The organism is Streptomyces sp. NPDC087440 (genome assembly GCF_044744005.1).
Classification (GTDB): domain Bacteria; phylum Actinomycetota; class Actinomycetes; order Streptomycetales; family Streptomycetaceae; genus Streptomyces.
The window spans coordinates 109,975-125,073 of the sequence record NZ_JBIUXN010000016.1 but is presented as its reverse complement, the minus strand read 5'-3'; the positions used below and the strand labels follow the sequence as shown (position 1 = coordinate 125,073).

Annotated in this window: 13 protein-coding genes and 1 pseudogene; 12 read left to right on the top strand and 2 right to left on the bottom strand. The window is 72.6% G+C overall.

The features are described 5' to 3' along the window. Positions 1-141: 141 nt before the first annotated feature. On the bottom strand, positions 142-990 hold the full coding sequence (locus ACIO3O_RS28395; protein ID WP_401750628.1) for an HAD family hydrolase: 849 nt from the start codon (positions 988-990) through the stop codon (positions 142-144). 465 nt (positions 991-1,455) lie between these two features. Between ACIO3O_RS28395 and ssd the strand changes: the two genes are divergently transcribed. The 7 genes and pseudogenes from ssd to ACIO3O_RS28360 form a co-directional block, all read left to right on the top strand. Next, entirely contained in the window at positions 1,456-2,559 is a 1,104-nt protein-coding gene (ssd, locus tag ACIO3O_RS28390; protein WP_401750626.1) for a septum site-determining protein Ssd, read from the top strand. Next, on the top strand, positions 2,556-3,707 hold the full coding sequence (locus ACIO3O_RS28385) for a TadA family conjugal transfer-associated ATPase (RefSeq protein ID WP_401750623.1): 1,152 nt from the start codon (positions 2,556-2,558) through the stop codon (positions 3,705-3,707). The genes ssd and ACIO3O_RS28385 overlap by 4 nt, the downstream gene beginning before the upstream one ends. 29 nt (positions 3,708-3,736) lie before the next feature. Beyond that, the gene (locus ACIO3O_RS28380; protein WP_401750839.1) at positions 3,737-4,567 is read left to right on the top strand and encodes a type II secretion system F family protein; all 831 of its coding nucleotides are present in this window, start codon (positions 3,737-3,739) and stop codon (positions 4,565-4,567) included. After that, positions 4,564-5,352, top strand: coding sequence for a type II secretion system F family protein (locus ACIO3O_RS28375; RefSeq protein WP_401750620.1), 789 nt, complete (start codon positions 4,564-4,566; stop codon positions 5,350-5,352). Before ACIO3O_RS28380 ends, ACIO3O_RS28375 begins: the two co-directional genes overlap by 4 nt. A gap of 58 nt (positions 5,353-5,410) precedes the next feature. After that, the gene (locus tag ACIO3O_RS28370) at positions 5,411-5,638 is read left to right on the top strand and encodes a DUF4244 domain-containing protein (protein WP_401750618.1); all 228 of its coding nucleotides are present in this window, start codon (positions 5,411-5,413) and stop codon (positions 5,636-5,638) included. Next, positions 5,625-6,008 (top strand): TadE family type IV pilus minor pilin, encoded by a 384-nt coding sequence (locus ACIO3O_RS28365; protein ID WP_401750616.1) that lies wholly within the window; start codon positions 5,625-5,627, stop codon positions 6,006-6,008. Before ACIO3O_RS28370 ends, ACIO3O_RS28365 begins: the two co-directional genes overlap by 14 nt. Beyond that, positions 6,005-6,286: pseudogene (locus tag ACIO3O_RS28360) on the top strand (Rv3654c family TadE-like protein); the annotation flags it as partial. The gene ACIO3O_RS28365 and the pseudogene ACIO3O_RS28360, both read left to right, overlap by 4 nt. Positions 6,287-6,472: 186 nt before the next feature. On the opposite strand, the gene ACIO3O_RS28355 reads toward ACIO3O_RS28360, so the two are convergent. After that, positions 6,473-8,932, bottom strand: coding sequence for a DEAD/DEAH box helicase (locus ACIO3O_RS28355; protein WP_401750614.1), 2,460 nt, complete (start codon positions 8,930-8,932; stop codon positions 6,473-6,475). A gap of 81 nt (positions 8,933-9,013) precedes the next feature. Between ACIO3O_RS28355 and ACIO3O_RS28350 the strand changes: the two genes are divergently transcribed. From ACIO3O_RS28350 to ACIO3O_RS28330, 5 genes are all read left to right on the top strand, one after another. Next, complete coding sequence (locus ACIO3O_RS28350) at positions 9,014-9,367, top strand: STAS domain-containing protein (RefSeq protein ID WP_401750611.1); 354 nt, start codon at positions 9,014-9,016, stop codon at positions 9,365-9,367. Between the two features lie 186 nt (positions 9,368-9,553). Continuing rightward, entirely contained in the window at positions 9,554-10,003 is a 450-nt protein-coding gene (locus ACIO3O_RS28345) for an ATP-binding protein (RefSeq protein WP_401750608.1), read from the top strand. Between the two features lie 170 nt (positions 10,004-10,173). Next, positions 10,174-12,630 (top strand): sodium-translocating pyrophosphatase, encoded by a 2,457-nt coding sequence (locus ACIO3O_RS28340; RefSeq protein ID WP_401750605.1) that lies wholly within the window; start codon positions 10,174-10,176, stop codon positions 12,628-12,630. A 212-nt stretch (positions 12,631-12,842) separates the two neighbouring features. Continuing rightward, complete coding sequence (locus ACIO3O_RS28335; protein ID WP_401750602.1) at positions 12,843-13,364, top strand: small secreted protein; 522 nt, start codon at positions 12,843-12,845, stop codon at positions 13,362-13,364. Between the two features lie 107 nt (positions 13,365-13,471). Next, entirely contained in the window at positions 13,472-15,001 is a 1,530-nt protein-coding gene (locus ACIO3O_RS28330; RefSeq protein ID WP_401750598.1) for a methyltransferase, read from the top strand. The last annotated feature ends 98 nt before the right edge of the window (positions 15,002-15,099 follow it).

The following is a 15,099-nucleotide window of genomic DNA, read 5'->3' as shown; positions in this document are numbered from 1 at the left end:
GTGATCCTCTCGGATGTCCTTGGTCTCGCGGGCCGTTGCATCCTTTGTACTCCCGTTCCCGGGGAAGCGGAACCCCTGGATGCGCTTCTTTACTTTTACTCTCAAATACGGACAAAGCGATGCCCGTGCGAGGGGGCGGAATCAGCCGGTGACGGCCGCCCTGCGGCGGCTGGCGTACCAGACGAGGCCGGCGGTGGCCGCTGCCGCTCCCACCGCTGCCGCCGCCATCAGCGCGGGGCGCGGCGGCATCGACAGGGTGGGCAGGCGCTGCTTGAGGCGGACGGGGCGGCTGAAGACGAGAATCGGCCATTCTCGGGCGGTCGCCTCGCGGCGCAGCGCGCGGTCCGGATTGACCGCGTGCGGGTGGCCCACGGACTCCAGCATCGGCACGTCGGTCGCCGAGTCGCTGTAGGCGTAGCAGCGCGCCAGGTCGTACCCCTCGGAGGTGGCGAGCTCCTTGACGGCCTCCGCCTTCGTCGGGCCGTACGCGTAGTACTCCACCTCGCCGGTGAAGCAGCCGTCGTCGCCGACGACCATCCGGGTGGCCACCACCCGGTCGGCGCCCAGCAGTTCGCCGATCGGCTCGACGACCTCCGCGCCGGACGTCGAGACGATCACCACGTCGCGGCCGGCCGCGTGGTGCTCCTCGATGAGGGAGGCGGCCTCGTCGTAGATGATCGGGTCGATCAGGTCGTGCAGGGTCTCGGCGACGATCTCCCGCACCTGGGCCACGTTCCAGCCCTTGCAGAGGGCGGAGAGGTATTCGCGCATCCCCTCCATCTGGTCGTGGTCCGCTCCGCCCGCCAGGAAGACGAACTGTGCGTAGGCCGTTCGTAGAACGGCGCGGCGGTTGATCAGTCCGCCTTGGTAGAAGGACTTGCTGAAGGTCAGCGTGCTCGACTTCGCAATGACGGTCTTGTCCAGATCGAAGAAGGCAGCGGTGCGGGGCAGCGAGTGGTTTTCCACGAGCCGAGCATAGAACCCCGCCATTCGGCGTACGCTGGGGCGCGTGGGTTTGCCTGAGAAGGCTCTCGGGTACACCATGGAAGTCACGGATCGTTCGCGACCGTGCTACCCCGGTTCGGCTCCTCCCCCCCCCGAGTCGAACCGTGGCAGACGACCCCCGCTCTCCCCCCCGGCGGGGGTCGTCGCATGTCCGGATGCTTTTTCGGGGCCCGTGGCGGCCTCTGATCCCTGTGCATCGCGTGACTCCTCCCTCTGTCTTCGCGCGTCGACGGCGCCTTCGTACTCACTCAACTCGTGACTCTGCGTAGTCGTTCCGTTCCCCTTGGAAGTCACTGGTATGGGTGAGCGGAATATTCACAACCGATGAGTTGTCCACAGTTTTCGAGCAAGATCCACATGATTTCCCGGATCGCTGCACGGTGATTCCCCGCCGCGAACTTCGCGGATGTCGGGAATCGCTTGAGATCGCAGTGAGAGGGGGCGGAGATCGTGGCTGGATCGATCACACCCGACCGCTTGTCGGCCGCCGAAGCGGGCCGGGGCGGACCGCTGATCGTCACCGAGGATGTGGAACTCCTCGACGATCTGCTGAGATTGTGCGCCGCGGCCGGCGCGGAACCGGAAGTCCATCACGGAGTCCCGCAGCGGCAGGGGAGTTGGGAAGCCGCCCCGATCGTGCTCGTCGGGGACGACGCGGCCGCACGGGTGCGCGGTGCGGTGCGCAGACGCGGCGTCATGCTCGTCGGGCACGACCAGGACGACCCGCACGTCTGGCAGCGGGCCGTCGAGATCGGCGCGGACTACGTGCTGCGGCTGCCCGACGCCGAGAACTGGCTCGTGAACCAGCTCGCCGACGCGGCGGAGGGCGTCGGCGGACAGGCGCTCACCGTCGGGGTGATGGGCGGGCGCGGCGGAGCGGGTGCTTCCACCCTGGCGTGCGCCCTGGCCGTCACGGCGGCGCGCACCGGCCGCCGGACCATGCTCGTCGACGGCGACCCGCTCGGCGGAGGCCTTGACGTCCTTCTCGGAGGCGAGAGTGCGCAGGGCATGCGGTGGCCGGATTTCGCCGCCTCCCGGGGGCGGGTGGCGAGCGCGGCGCTGGAGGAGTCCCTGCCCCGGCTGCACGACCTGCGGGTGCTCAGCTGGGACCGCAGCGACACCGTGACGATCCCGCCCGAGGCGATGCGGGCGGTGCTGGCCGCGGCGCGGCGCTCCGGCGGCGTGGTGGTCGTGGACCTGCCGCGCCGGGTGGACGAGAGCGTCGCCGAGGCACTGGCGCAGCTGGACCTGGGGCTGCTCGTGGTGCCGGGCGAACTGCGGGCGGTCGCCGCCGCGCGCCGGGTCGCCGCCTGTGCCTCGATAGTGCTGGGCGACCTGCGGACCGTCGTACGGGGGCCGTACACGGCGGGCCTCGACGAGGAGTGGGTGGCCAAGGCGCTCGACCTGCCCCTGGTGGGCGAACTGCCCGCCGAGCCGGGGCTCTGGGAGGCGCTCGCGGACGGGGAGCCGCCGGGCGGCAGCCCGCGCGGGCCGCTGGCCAGGTTCTGCACGGCCTTCTGGGAGCGGGCCACGGTCGGGGGTGGTTCCGGATGAGCGCGACCGTACTGCTGAACGCCGTGCGTCAGCGGCTCGCCGAGTCCGGGGCCGACCCGACGCCCGCCAGGGTGGCCGCCGCGCTGCGGGCGCAGGGGAGGCTGCTGGGGGATGCGGAAGTGCTGGGTGCGGCGGCCGAGTTGAGGAACGAGTTGGTGGGTGCGGGGCCTCTGGAGCCACTGCTCGCCGACCCCTCGGTGAGTGACGTGCTGGTCTCGGCGCCCGACCGGGTGTGGGTGGACCGGGGGGCCGGGTTGGAGCTCGCGGACGTGGTCTTCGCGGACGGGGCGGCCGTGCGCAGGCTGGCCCAGCGGCTCGCTGCGGTTGCCGGGCGGCGGCTGGACGACGCCCGGCCCTGGGTGGACGCGCGGCTGCCGGACGGCACGCGGATGCACGCCGTGCTGCCGCCGGTCGCCGTCGGCGGGACCTGTCTGTCGCTGCGGGTGGTGCGGCCGAAGGCGTTCCGCCCGGAGGAGCTGGTGGCGGCGGGGACCGTGCCGCCCGGCGGCGACGTGCTGCTGCGGGCGCTGGTCGAGGCCCGGCTGTCGTACCTGATCAGCGGGGGCACGGGAGCGGGCAAGACGACGCTGCTGTCGGCCCTGCTCGGGCTGGTCGGCCCGCAGGAGCGGATCGTGCTCGCCGAGGATTCGGCCGAGTTGCGGCCGGACCACCCGCACGTGGTGCGGCTGGAGTCCCGGCCGCCGAATCAGGAGGGTGCGGGCCGGGTCACCCTTCAGGACCTGGTGCGCCAGGCGCTGCGGATGCGGCCCGACCGGCTGGTGGTCGGGGAGGTGCGCGGGGCCGAGGTGACGGACCTGCTGGCCGCTCTCAACACCGGTCACGAAGGCGGCGCGGGCACGCTGCACGCCAACGCGGCGGCCCATGTTCCGGCCCGGTTGGAGGCGTTGGGGACGGCGGCCGGGCTCGACCGGGCCGCGCTGCACAGCCAGGTCGCGGCCGCGCTCTCGGTGGTGCTGCATCTCGTACGGGACCGGGGCGGCCGGCGCAGGCTCGCCGAGATGCACGTCCTGGAGCGGGACGCGGCGGGCCTGGTGGTGACCGTGCCCGCGCTGCGGTGGGGGCCGGACGGGTTCGTGCGGGAGCGGGGCTGGCCCCGGCTGCGCGAGCTGATCGGGGGTGCGTGGTGAACCCCCTGGGGCCGACCGCGTACGCGGCGATGGTGTGCGCCGGACTGGCGGCCTGGCTGCTGGTCGGCTGGGAGCAGGGGCTGCGCAGGGCCCGGCTGGTGATGGCCGGGGGCGCGGCCGAGGAGGTGCGGCCGGCGCCCTGGGAGCGCTTGCGGGATCTCGTACGGGAACGGGGGCGGCCGGAGTGGTGGTGCGTGCCGGTGGCGGGTCTGGTCGCGGCGCTCGGGGAGTCGGTGATTCCGCTGCTGCTGGGCGCGGTGGCCGTGCCGGTGGTCGGACGGCGGCTGCGGGCGCGGGAGGTGCGGCGTGAGCGGGAGCGGTGCGGGGAGCGGGTGATCGCGTTGTGCGGGGCGGTGAGCGGGGAGTTGCGGGCCGGGAGCCAGCCGGGGCAGGCCCTGTTCGTCGCGGCGGCGGACACCGGGGGCCTGGGGGCGGCGGAGGCCGAGGTGCTGGCGGCGGCCCGGTTCGGGGGTGATGTGCCCGCCGCCCTGCACCGGGCCGCGCGGGAGCCGGGGGCCGAGGGGCTGATCGGGGTCGCCGTGTGCTGGCAGGTGGCGGTGGGCAGCGGGGCGGGGCTCGCCGCGGGGCTGGACCGGCTGGAGGCGGCGCTGCGGGCCGAGCGGGACCGGCGGGAGCTGCTGCGGGCCCGGTTGTCCGGGGCCTGGTCGACGGTCGGGCTGCTCGCCCTGCTGCCGGTGGTGGGCGTGCTGATCGGGAGCGCGATGGGCGCGGACCCGCTGCGGGTGCTGCTGCACACGCCGTTGGGGCTCGGCTGCCTGGTGGCGGGCGGGGTGTTGGAGGCGGCGGGCCTGCTGTGGGCGCGTCGGATCGTACGGGGCGGAGAGGGGGAGGGTGCATGAACGGGGACGTTGTCCACAGGCTGGGGGTAGTGGTGTCGGCCGTGGCGGCCGTGGGGTGTGTGGCCTTCGCGGTGGCCGGCAGACGCCGGGAGCAGGAGGCCAGGCGGCGGCTCGTGGCGTTGCTGGCGGTCGAGGCGGCGATGGTGCGGCGGCGGCGTGGGGACTTCCGGGCCGGTGCGGAGTGGGCGCGGGGCTGGGGCGGGCCCGCGGCGGCGGTGGTCGCCGGGTGGGTGCTGGTCGGCGGGGTGTGGGGCTGCCTCGTCGGGGCGATGGCCGGGGCCGGGGTGCGCAAGTGGCTGCGGGGGCGGCGGGTGACGGGGGCCGCGGCGGCCGAGGACGCGGCGGCGGTGCGTCAACTCCCCCTCGCGGCCGACCTGATGGCGGCCTGCGTGGCCGCGGGGGCGGGGCCGGGGGAGGCGGCCAGGGCGGTGGGCGAGTCGCTCGGCGGGCCGGTCGGGGAGCGGCTGGCGCGGGCGGCGGCGGAGCTGCGGCTCGGGGGTGAACCGGCCGAGGCGTGGGGGCGGTTGGGGGCGATACCCGGCGCCGCCGGACTGGCCAGATGCCTGGCGCGGGCCGGCGTCAGCGGGGCGCCGGCGGCAGGACCGGTGGCCCGGATCGCGGACGGGCTCCGCGCGGAACGGGCCCGCAGGGCCGAGGCCGGGGCGAACAGGGCGGCCGTGCTGATCGTCGTGCCGCTGTCGCTCTGCTTCCTGCCCGCCTTCCTGGTGGTGGGGGTGGTTCCGGTGGTGATCGGGCTGGCGGACGGGCTGCTGGCAGGCGCATGACGCAAGTGGCTCACGTGGTTCAAATGGCTCAAGTGGTGTGTGGACTCGGGAGGTTGAGATGTGGAAGACGATGCGGGTGCGAGTGGTGTGGGGGCTGGGCCGGGCGTGGACGCGGGTGCGGGGGCGCGGGCTGTCCGGGGACGCCGGGATGAGTACGTCGGAATACGCCGTCGGGACGATCGCCGCATGCGCCTTCGCCGCGGTGCTCTACAAGGTGGTCACCAGTGGGGCGGTCTCGGGGGCGTTGCAGGCGGCGGTGGAGAGGGCCCTCGATGTGCAGTTCTGAGGGGCGGCGGGGAGCTCGGCGGGGTGCGGACCGGGGGTATGTGACGGCCGAGGCGGCGATGGCGCTGCCGGTGCTGGTGCTCTTCGGAATGGCGCTGGTGTGGGCGCTGTTGGCGGCCGCGGCGCAGATCCAGTGCGTGGACGCCGCCCGGGCGGGGGCGCGGGCGGCGGCACGGCAGGAGGCGCGGGCGGCGGCCGAGGCCGTGGCCCGGCAGGCGGCTCCGGACGGGGCGAAGGTCGGGTTCCGGCGGGAGGGCGACCTGGTGCGGGTGGTGGTGGAGGCTCCCGCACCGGGGCCGGGGCCGCTGGGGCTGACGCTGCGGGCCGAGGCGGTGGCCTTGGCGGAGGAGACGGTGGGGGTGGGGGCGTGAGGCGGCCGGGGCGGGGGCCGGACGCGGACCGCGGGTCGGCGACGGTGTGGGTGCTGGGCGTGGTGGCCCTGCTCGGGGTGGTGTGTGCGGGGGTGCTGGCGATGGGCCAGGCGATGGTGGCGCGGCACCGGGCCGGTGGCGGTGCGGACCTGGCGGCCCTGGCGGCGGCGACCGAGTGGGCCCGGGGCGAGCGGGCGGCGTGCGGGCGGGCCGCCGAGGTGGCCCGGGCGCAGGGGGTGCGGGTGGTGCGGTGTGCGGTACGGGGGGAGGTGGCGGACGTGTCGGTGGTGGCGGGGGCGGGACCGTACGAGGCGGTGGTGCGGGCGCGGGCGGGCCCGGGGGGTGCTGCGACCGGGCCGGAGCGGGAGGTGCGGGGCGCCGGGCGGGCGGGGGTGCGGTGGCCGGTCGCGGCCCTGCGGTGGAGCCGCCCGTCGGTAGGGACCCGCGCAGCCGACGGGGCGGGGTCAGGCGGGGTCCGGGGCCGCGTTCAGGAGGGTGGTGAGGAGGCGCAGGGCGCCGCGTTTGTGGAGGGGGTCGTTGCCGTTGCCGCACTTCGGGGACTGGATGCAGGAGGGGCAGCCCGCGTCGCACTCGCAGGAGGCGATGGCTTCGCGGGTGGCGGTGAGCCAGGCGCGGGCGGTGTGGAAGCCGCGTTCGGCGAAGCCCGCGCCGCCCGGGTGGCCGTCGTACACGAAGACCGTGGGCAGGAGCGTGTCCGGGTGGAGCGGGATGGAGACGCCGCCGATGTCCCAGCGGTCGCAGGTGGCGAAGAGCGGGAGCAGGCCGATGGCGGCGTGCTCGGCGGCGTGCAGGGCGCCCGGGAGGATCTCCGGGGTGAGGCGGGCGGTGTCGAGGTCGTCCTCGGTGAGGGTCCACCAGACGGCGCGGGTGCGCAGTGTGCGGGGCGGGAGGTCGAGCTTGGTCTCGCCGAGGACCTCGCCGGTGACGAGTTTGCGGCGGAGGAAGGAGACGACCTGGTTGGTGACCTCGACAGAGCCGTAGTGCAGGCGCGCGGTGCCCCAGGGGACGGTCTCGTCGGTGGAGAGGACCGAGATGGCGGTGGTGTCGCGGGCGGTCGTGGAGTAGGGCGGGCTGGCCTCCTCGACGAGGGCGGCGGAGTCCTCCAGGTCGAGGCGACGGACCAGATAGGTGCGGCCCTGGTGGAGATGGACGGCGCCCTCGTGGACGGAGGTGTGGGCGGCCTCGGCGTCGACCGTGCCGAGGAGGCGGCCGGTGGACTCCTCGACGATCTGGACCGGACTGCCGCCCCCGCCCCGGATGTCGGCCAGGTCGGCGGCCCGCTCCCGGCGGGTCCAGTACCAGGACTTGCCGCGCCGGCGGAGCAGGTTCGCGGCTTCGAGGGAGGGGAGGAGGGGCTCGGCGGCGGGACCGAAGAGGGCGAAATCGGTCGCGGTGAGGGGAAGTTCGGAGGCGGCCGCGCACAGGTGCGGAGCGAGGACGTAGGGGTTGTCGGGGTCCAGGACGGTGGACTCGACGGGCTGGTCGAAGAGGGCCTCGGGGTGGTGCGCGAGGTAGGTGTCCAGGGGGTCGTCGCGGGCGATCAGGATCGCGAGCGCGCCGTCGCCGGAGCGGCCCGCGCGGCCCGCCTGCTGCCAGAGGGAGGCGCGGGTGCCGGGATAGCCGGCGATGAGGACGGCGTCGAGGCCGGAGACGTCGATGCCGAGTTCGAGGGCCGTGGTGGCGGCCAGACCGAGGAGTTCGCCGGAGTGCAGGGCCGCTTCGAGGGCCCGGCGTTCCTCGGGGAGATATCCGCCCCGGTAGGCGGCCACCCGGCGGGGCAGCGAGCGGTCGGTGTGGTCGGCGAGGCGTTCCTTGGCGATCAAGGAGATCAGCTCGGCCCCGCGCCGGGAGCGTACGAAGGCGACTGTGCGGGTGTTGTGCAGAACCAGGTCGGTGAGGAGGTCGGCGGTCTCGGCGGTGGCGGTGCGCCGGACCGGGGCGTTGTTCTCGCCGTGCAGCTCGGTGAGAGGGGGTTCCCACAGGGCGAAGACCAGTTCGCCGCGGGGTGAGGCATCGTCGGCGACCTCCTTCACCGGGAGGCCGGTCAGGCGGCTCGCGGAGGCGGCCGGTTCGGCGGAGGTGGCCGAGGCGAGGAGGAAGACCGGGCTGGCGCCGTACCGCTCGCACAGGCGGCGCAGTCGTCGTACGACCTGGGCGACGTGGGAGCCGAAGACGCCCCGGTAGGTGTGGCACTCGTCGATGACGACGTAACGCAGGGCTTTCAGGAAGGAGGACCAGCGGGGGTGGGACGGGAGTATCCCCCGGTGCAGCATGTCGGGGTTGGTGAGGACCAGGTTGGCGTACTGGCGCACCCACTCGCGCTCCTCGACGGGGGTGTCCCCGTCGTAGACGGCCGGGCGGACCGCGTTGCCCAGCGGGGCCGCCAGGGACTTCACCGCGCGCCGCTGGTCGGCCGCCAGGGCCTTGGTGGGGGCCAGGTAGAGGGCGGTGGCGCCCCGGCCGTTGGGGGCCTCGGAGCCGTCCAGGAGGGCGCTGAGGACCGGGGTGAGGTAGGCGAGGGACTTGCCCGAGGCCGTCCCTGTGGCGATCACCACGGACTCGCCGTCCAGGGCGTGCTCGGCGGCCTGCGCCTGGTGGGTCCAGGGGTCCTTGATCCCGGCCGTCTCGATCGCCGCGATCACTTCGCTGCGGATACGGTCCGGCCACACCGCATGGCTGCCCTCCCGGGCGGGCAAGTGCTCCGTATGAGTGACGCGAGCGGCCCGGCTCTCCCCTGCGGAGAGACGGGCGAGGACCTCGCCGGGAGACGGGGCCTGGGCCCTGCTCTGGGGAGGTCGTCCGGGACGGGGATTCTTGGCCATCACCGCCGAGTGTGTCACTGGCGTGACGGACAATGGTCCCAAGGCGTCGTGCTCGCCTGCTGGTAAGTGATTGAATGCCATCGCGGCTGGCGTTCCGTCCTCTGGCTCCGCCGGGGAGACCTCAGGGGGACGGCCGCTCGATAGCAAGGTGCTGGAGGATCCGTGGACCTGTCCCTGTCGACTCGCAACGTGACCGGACCTGCCGGCGACCGTACGGTCGTCGAGGTCGGTGGCGAGATTGATGTGTATACCGCGCCCAAGCTGCGCGAGCAGTTGGTCGAGTTGGTGAACGACGGCAGTTACCACCTGGTCGTCGACATGGAGGCCGTGGACTTCCTCGACTCCACCGGCCTCGGCGTGCTCGTGGGCGGACTGAAGCGTGTGCGTGCCCACGAGGGCTCGCTGCGTCTGGTCTGCAACCAGGAGCGCATTCTCAAGATCTTCCGGATCACCGGACTGACCAAGGTGTTCCCGATCCACACGACGGTCGACGAGGCCGTCGCGGCGACCGACTGACATCTTCTGGTCCGGTCCGCCGGAATCACGACCGCGCCGCGCGGACGTGAAGCGCCCTCACCGGCGTAGCGGTACGCGCCGCCCATCGGCGTGAACAACAAGCTCAGAGCAGTACGACGCGGGGTGCCGGGCCTCATCGCCCGGACCCTCGCGGATGCACGCCCGTACGTCCGAGGGGGATGCGCAATGGCCACCGTGGAACTCCGTTTCAGCGCCCAGCCCGAGCACGTCAGGACGGCCCGCCTCGTGGCGGCCGCCGTGGCGCGTCGGGCCGGGGTCGACGAGGCGGTGCTGGACGAGGTCCGGCTCGCGGTGGGTGAGGCGTGCTCCCGGGCCGTGGGCCTGCACCGTACGAACAACATCACGGCACCGGTGAAGGTGGCGCTGACCGAGGAGGAGAAGACCTTCTCCATCGAGGTCAGCGACGAGGTGCCGGCACCCGCGGGGGCGATCCCGGGCGCGCGCAGCGCACCCGAGGCGGGCTCGCGGGGCGTGGACCTCGAAGCGGACGGCGAGGACGACATGGGCCTCGCCGTCATCAGCGGACTGGTCGACGACGTCGAAGTCGTCGGCGGGGAAAGCGGCGGTTCGATCCGGATGAGCTGGCCCACCGCCTCCGCGGTGGTAATGCCCTGAAAGCATTTCCGTAATTGATATGCGAAAGGCCCTGCTGAGCAGGGCCTTTCGTCTTTTCCGGGCCGCTTCAAAATCATTTCCGGAGATCAAATTTACGGCGGTCTGTTGAGATCAGCTTCCGCTACCTAGAATCCGTCCACATCTTGAGCTCTGCGCGTCAAGGAGGACGAATGGCGGGACTCTTCAACTCCCCACAGTCCGAACACTTCTCGAACCTCGCGGTCTCACTCACCGACGACAACCGACTCATCGTGATCGTCATCGCGGCGGTCGCCGTCGCCGCACTGATCGTCGCCCGGCTGCTGGTGCGCCAGGTGCTGGCGGCGGACGAGGGCACCGACTCCATGAAGGAGATCGCCGCCGCCGTGCAGGAAGGCGCGAATGCCTATCTGATGCGGCAGTTGCGCACTCTGGGGATCTTCGCGGTAGTGGTGGTATTCCTGTTGCTGCTGCTTCCGGCGGACAACACTTCGCAGCGGATAGGGCGTTCGCTGTTCTTCCTCGTGGGCGCGATCTTTTCCGCGGCCACCGGATACATCGGCATGCGGTTGGCCGTGCGCAGTAATGTGCGTGTTGCGGCTGCCGCGCGGGAAGCGACTCCCGCGCCCGGTGAGGCGGAAAAGGATCTGAAAGTCGTCTCGCACAAAGCGATGAAGATCGCTTTTCGTACGGGCGGCGTCGTCGGAATGATCACCGTGGGCCTCGGCCTGCTCGGTGCGGCCGTCGTCGTCCTCGTGTACGCCGACCACGCCCCGAAGGTCCTGGAGGGCTTCGGTCTGGGAGCGGCCCTCATCGCCATGTTCATGAGGGTCGGCGGCGGCATCTTCACCAAGGCCGCCGACGTCGGCGCCGACCTGGTCGGCAAGGTGGAACAAGGCATTCCGGAGGACGATCCGCGCAATGCCGCCACCATCGCGGACAACGTGGGCGACAACGTCGGCGACTGTGCGGGCATGGCGGCCGACCTCTTCGAGTCGTACGCCGTCACGCTGGTGGCCGCGCTGATCCTGGGCATGGCGGCCTTCGGCGACGCGGGGCTCGCGTTCCCGCTGATCGTGCCCGCGATCGGCGTGATCACCGCCATGATCGGCATCTTCGCCGTCGCACCCCGGCGGACCGACCGCAGCGGCATGACCGCGATCAACCGCGGCTTCTTCATCTCCGCCGTGATCTCGCTGGTGCTGGTCGCGGTGGCCGTGTTCGTCCACCTGCCGTCGTCGTACCGGGAACTGGACGGCGCGGACGCGTCCGTGGCCGGGCACGGGGGCGATCCGCGGCTGCTGGCACTGGTGGCCGTCGCCATCGGCATCGTGCTGGCGGCGCTGATCCAGCAGCTCACCGGGTACTTCACGGAGACCACCCGGCGACCGGTGCGCGACATCGGCAAGTCGTCGCTGACCGGGCCCGCGACCGTGGTGCTCGCGGGCATCTCGATCGGGCTCGAATCCGCCGTCTACACCGCGCTGCTCATCGGACTCGGTGTGTACGGAGCCTTCCTGCTCGGCGGCACGTCGATCATCCTGGCCCTCTTCGCGGTCGCCCTGGCCGGGACCGGGCTGCTCACCACCGTCGGCGTCATCGTCGCCATGGACACCTTCGGGCCGGTCTCCGACAACGCGCAGGGCATCGCCGAGATGTCCGGCGACGTGACGGGTGCGGGCGCGCAGGTGCTCACCGACCTGGACGCCGTCGGCAACACGACGAAGGCCATCACCAAGGGCATCGCCATCGCGACGGCCGTGCTCGCCGCGGCCGCGCTCTTCGGCTCGTACCGGGACGCCATCCTGGGCGCGGCGAAGAAGGCGGGCATCGTGACCGGCGGCCAGGGCACCCCGGTCAACCTCTCCATGGACATCTCGCAGCCCAACAACCTGGTCGGGCTGATGCTCGGCGCCGCGGTCGTCTTCCTCTTCTCAGGGCTGGCGATCAACGCGGTGTCCCGATCGGCGGGGGCCGTGGTCTACGAGGTGCGCAGGCAGTTCCGCGAGCACCCCGGGATCATGGACTACACCGAGAAACCGGAGTACGGACGGGTCGTCGACATCTGCACGAAGGACGCGCTGCGGGAGCTGGCGACGCCCGGACTGCTGGCCGTCATGGCGCCGATCGCGGTCGGCTTCACCTTCGGCGTCGGCGCGCTCGGCTCGTACCTCGCGGGCGCGATCGGCGCGGGCACGCTGATGGCGGTCTTCCTGGCGAACTCCGGCGGTGCCTGGGACAACGCCAAGAAGCTCGTGGAGGACGGGCACCACGGCGGCAAGGGCAGCGAGGCGCACGAGGCGACGGTGATCGGCGACACCGTCGGCGACCCCTTCAAGGACACCGCGGGCCCGGCCATCAACCCGCTGCTGAAGGTGATGAACCTGGTGGCGCTGCTGATCGCGCCCGCCGTGGTGCAGTTCAGCTTCGGCGTCGACGCGAATCCGTGGGTACGGGCCGTCGTCGCGGTCATCGCCTTCGGGGTGATCGTCGGTGCGGTGTACGTGTCCAAGCGGCGCGGCATCGTGATGGGCGACGAGGCCGGCGGCGACACGGCCGCCGGCGGTGCGGCCGGTGGTGACGAAGGCAACTCGGCGGCCGTTCCCGTGCAGGCCGAGCCCTCCGTGACGACGAAGGCGGTGCCGTAGAGGATCACGTAACGGCAGGTCAGAGAGCGGGCGGGCGGCGCGTGTTGACGTGCCGTCCGTTCGTGCGTCCGGGAGCACGGAAGGGGGCGCGCACCCGGCGCACTCTTGGTGCAAATGGCTTCAATGCCGGAGGAATGGGAAGCCCGACACGCGGGCGTAGGCCACTTGGCGTGTATGTTCCGGGGCCGAGAACCTTGGAAGGGACCAATCCGGTGAACAAGAAGCTTGCGGCCGCGCTGTCCGGCGGTGCGGTACTCGTGATGATGGCGACCCTCTCGGGCTGCGGGGACGACGCCGAGGACAAGGCCAAGGAATGGTCCAAGTCGTACTGCCCCAAGGAGAAGGCGGCCGTCGAGAAGGCCACCAAGGCCGAGAAGCTGATCAGCTCCGTCGCCGCCGACGGCAAGCCCGAAGAGCTCAAGAAGGTCGACATCCAGGCCTTCCAGATGTACGGCGACGCCGCCCGGGACAGGATCAAGGCGCTCAAGGAGGCCGGGGTTCCGCCGGTCGACAACGGTGAGCGCGACCACAAGGAAATGATCAAGAACCTGGACGCGAAGGCGAAGGCCTACGACGAGCTGAAGAAGCAGGCCGAGGCGCTGGACCCGGCGTCGAAGGAGTTCCCGAAGGCGCTGGACAAGATCGGCGCGGACCTCGGCAAGGCGGACAAGCTGCCCGCGCCGAAGATCTTCTGCCCGAGCTCGAACGCGGGGGCGACGACGAGCCCGTCGTAGCCCGGGGAGCCGTGGCAGGGCTCCTTCGTGGCCCTTCGTGGCCCGAGGGGCCGTGGCAGGGATGCGGGCGTACCGCGATTGTCAGTGGCAGCGGCGACAATGGCCGGGTGAGTCAGACCAGCCTTTCCGCGCCCCTGCCCGAGTCCCTGCCCGCCGCCGGGAGTGCCGCCCGCCTCCGGGAGGCCCTGCTCGCGGCGGCCTTCACCGCCGACGGGCTGCTCGACCTGCTCGGCGCGCCCGCCTACAGTGCGCTGGCGCGCGGCGAGACCGTGCCCGCGCTGCGGGCGACCAGGGCGGAGGGGGCCCTCTCGGCTCTCGTACGGGTCTTCCTGCTCCAGGAGTCGGTCCCGGCCGCCCGCCTCGCCGGGGTGCTCCCGGTGGACCTGTGCGTGGCCGACGGCTGGCTGGTCCGCGAGGGCGACGAGCTGCGCGCCACCGTCGACGTCCGGCCGTACGGCGGGGACGAGGGCCAGGACTGGTTCATCGTGTCCGACCTGGGGCGCGCGGTCGGTGGTGCGGGCGGCGCCGGGACCCGTCAGGAGGGCGTCGTGCTCGGCGTCGGCGGCGCGTCCACCACGCTCGCCGGAATCACCGTACGCACGCCTGTCGGCTCCGCCCTGGACCTCGGTACGGGCTCGGGCATCCAGGCGCTGCACGCCGCGCAGCACGCGGTGCGGGTCACCGCCACCGACCTCAACCCCCGTGCGCTGGACTTCACCCGGCTGACCCTGGCCCTGTCCGGGGCGACGGAGGCCGAGCTGGTGGAGGGCTCGCTGTTCGAGCCGGTCGGGGAGGCGACGTACGACCTGATCGTCTCGAATCCGCCGTTCGTCATCTCGCCGGGTGCCCGACTGACGTACCGCGACGGCGGCATGAGCGGCGACGACCTGTGCCGGACGCTCGTCCAGGAGGCGGGGGCGCGGCTGAACGAGGGCGGGTACGCGCAGTTCCTGGCCAACTGGGAGCACGTCGAGGGCGAGGAGTGGAAGGACCGCCTCCGCTCCTGGGTGCCGCGTGGGTGCGACGCGTGGGTCGTGCAGCGGGAGGTCCAGGACATCACGCAGTACGCGGAGTTGTGGCTGCGGGACGGGGGCGATCACCGCAGCGATCCGGCCGAGTACGCGGCGCGGTACGAGGCGTGGCTGGACGAGTTCGAGGCGCGCAAGACGGTGGGGGTCGGCTTCGGCTGGATCACGCTGCGGAAGTCGGCTGCGGCGTGGGACACGCCGTCGGTGGTGGTGGAGGAGTGGCCGCATCCGGTCGAGCAGCCGCTCGGGGAGGTCGTACGGCGGCACTTCGAGCTCCAGGACTACCTGCGGGCGCACGACGACGCGGCCCTGCTGGCCGGGCACTTCGAGCTGGCCGACGAGGTCGTGCAGGAGCAGATCGGGGCGCCGGGGACGGAGGACCCGGAGCACGTGGTGCTGCGTCAGCACCGGGGGATGCGGCGGGCGACGCGGGTCGACACGGTCGGGGCGGGCTTCGCGGGGGTCTGTGACGGGTCGCTGAGTGCGGGGCAGATTCTGGATGCGATCGCGCAGTTGCTGGGGGAGGACGAGGTGGTCCTGCGGGACCGGACGCCGGAAGCGATCCGGTCCCTGGTGGAGGAGGGCTTCCTACTCCCCGTGCCCCGTTGAGGGGCGCGGGGAACTGCGCGAGCAACCACGACGGATCTGCACGGAACCGTGCAATAGCCGCGCGGCGAGCGCTTTAGGGAAAGGGGCGGGTCCGGGGC

What these genes read in the sequence shown, in the direction of transcription:
- ACIO3O_RS28395 (WP_401750628.1), bottom strand. Translation starts at nt 990, where the DNA reads ATGGCGGGGTTCTATGCTCGGCTCGTGGAAAACCACTCGCTGCCCCGC.
- ACIO3O_RS28385 (WP_401750623.1), top strand. Translation starts at nt 2,556, where the DNA reads ATGAGCGCGACCGTACTGCTGAACGCCGTGCGTCAGCGGCTCGCCGAG.
- ACIO3O_RS28380 (WP_401750839.1), top strand. Translation starts at nt 3,737, where the DNA reads ATGGTGTGCGCCGGACTGGCGGCCTGGCTGCTGGTCGGCTGGGAGCAG.
- ACIO3O_RS28375 (WP_401750620.1), top strand. Translation starts at nt 4,564, where the DNA reads ATGAACGGGGACGTTGTCCACAGGCTGGGGGTAGTGGTGTCGGCCGTG.
- ACIO3O_RS28370 (WP_401750618.1), top strand. Translation starts at nt 5,411, where the DNA reads ATGTGGAAGACGATGCGGGTGCGAGTGGTGTGGGGGCTGGGCCGGGCG.
- ACIO3O_RS28365 (WP_401750616.1), top strand. Translation starts at nt 5,625, where the DNA reads ATGTGCAGTTCTGAGGGGCGGCGGGGAGCTCGGCGGGGTGCGGACCGG.
- ACIO3O_RS28355 (WP_401750614.1), bottom strand. Translation starts at nt 8,932, where the DNA reads ATGGCATTCAATCACTTACCAGCAGGCGAGCACGACGCCTTGGGACCA.
- ACIO3O_RS28345 (WP_401750608.1), top strand. Translation starts at nt 9,554, where the DNA reads ATGGCCACCGTGGAACTCCGTTTCAGCGCCCAGCCCGAGCACGTCAGG.
- ACIO3O_RS28340 (WP_401750605.1), top strand. Translation starts at nt 10,174, where the DNA reads ATGGCGGGACTCTTCAACTCCCCACAGTCCGAACACTTCTCGAACCTC.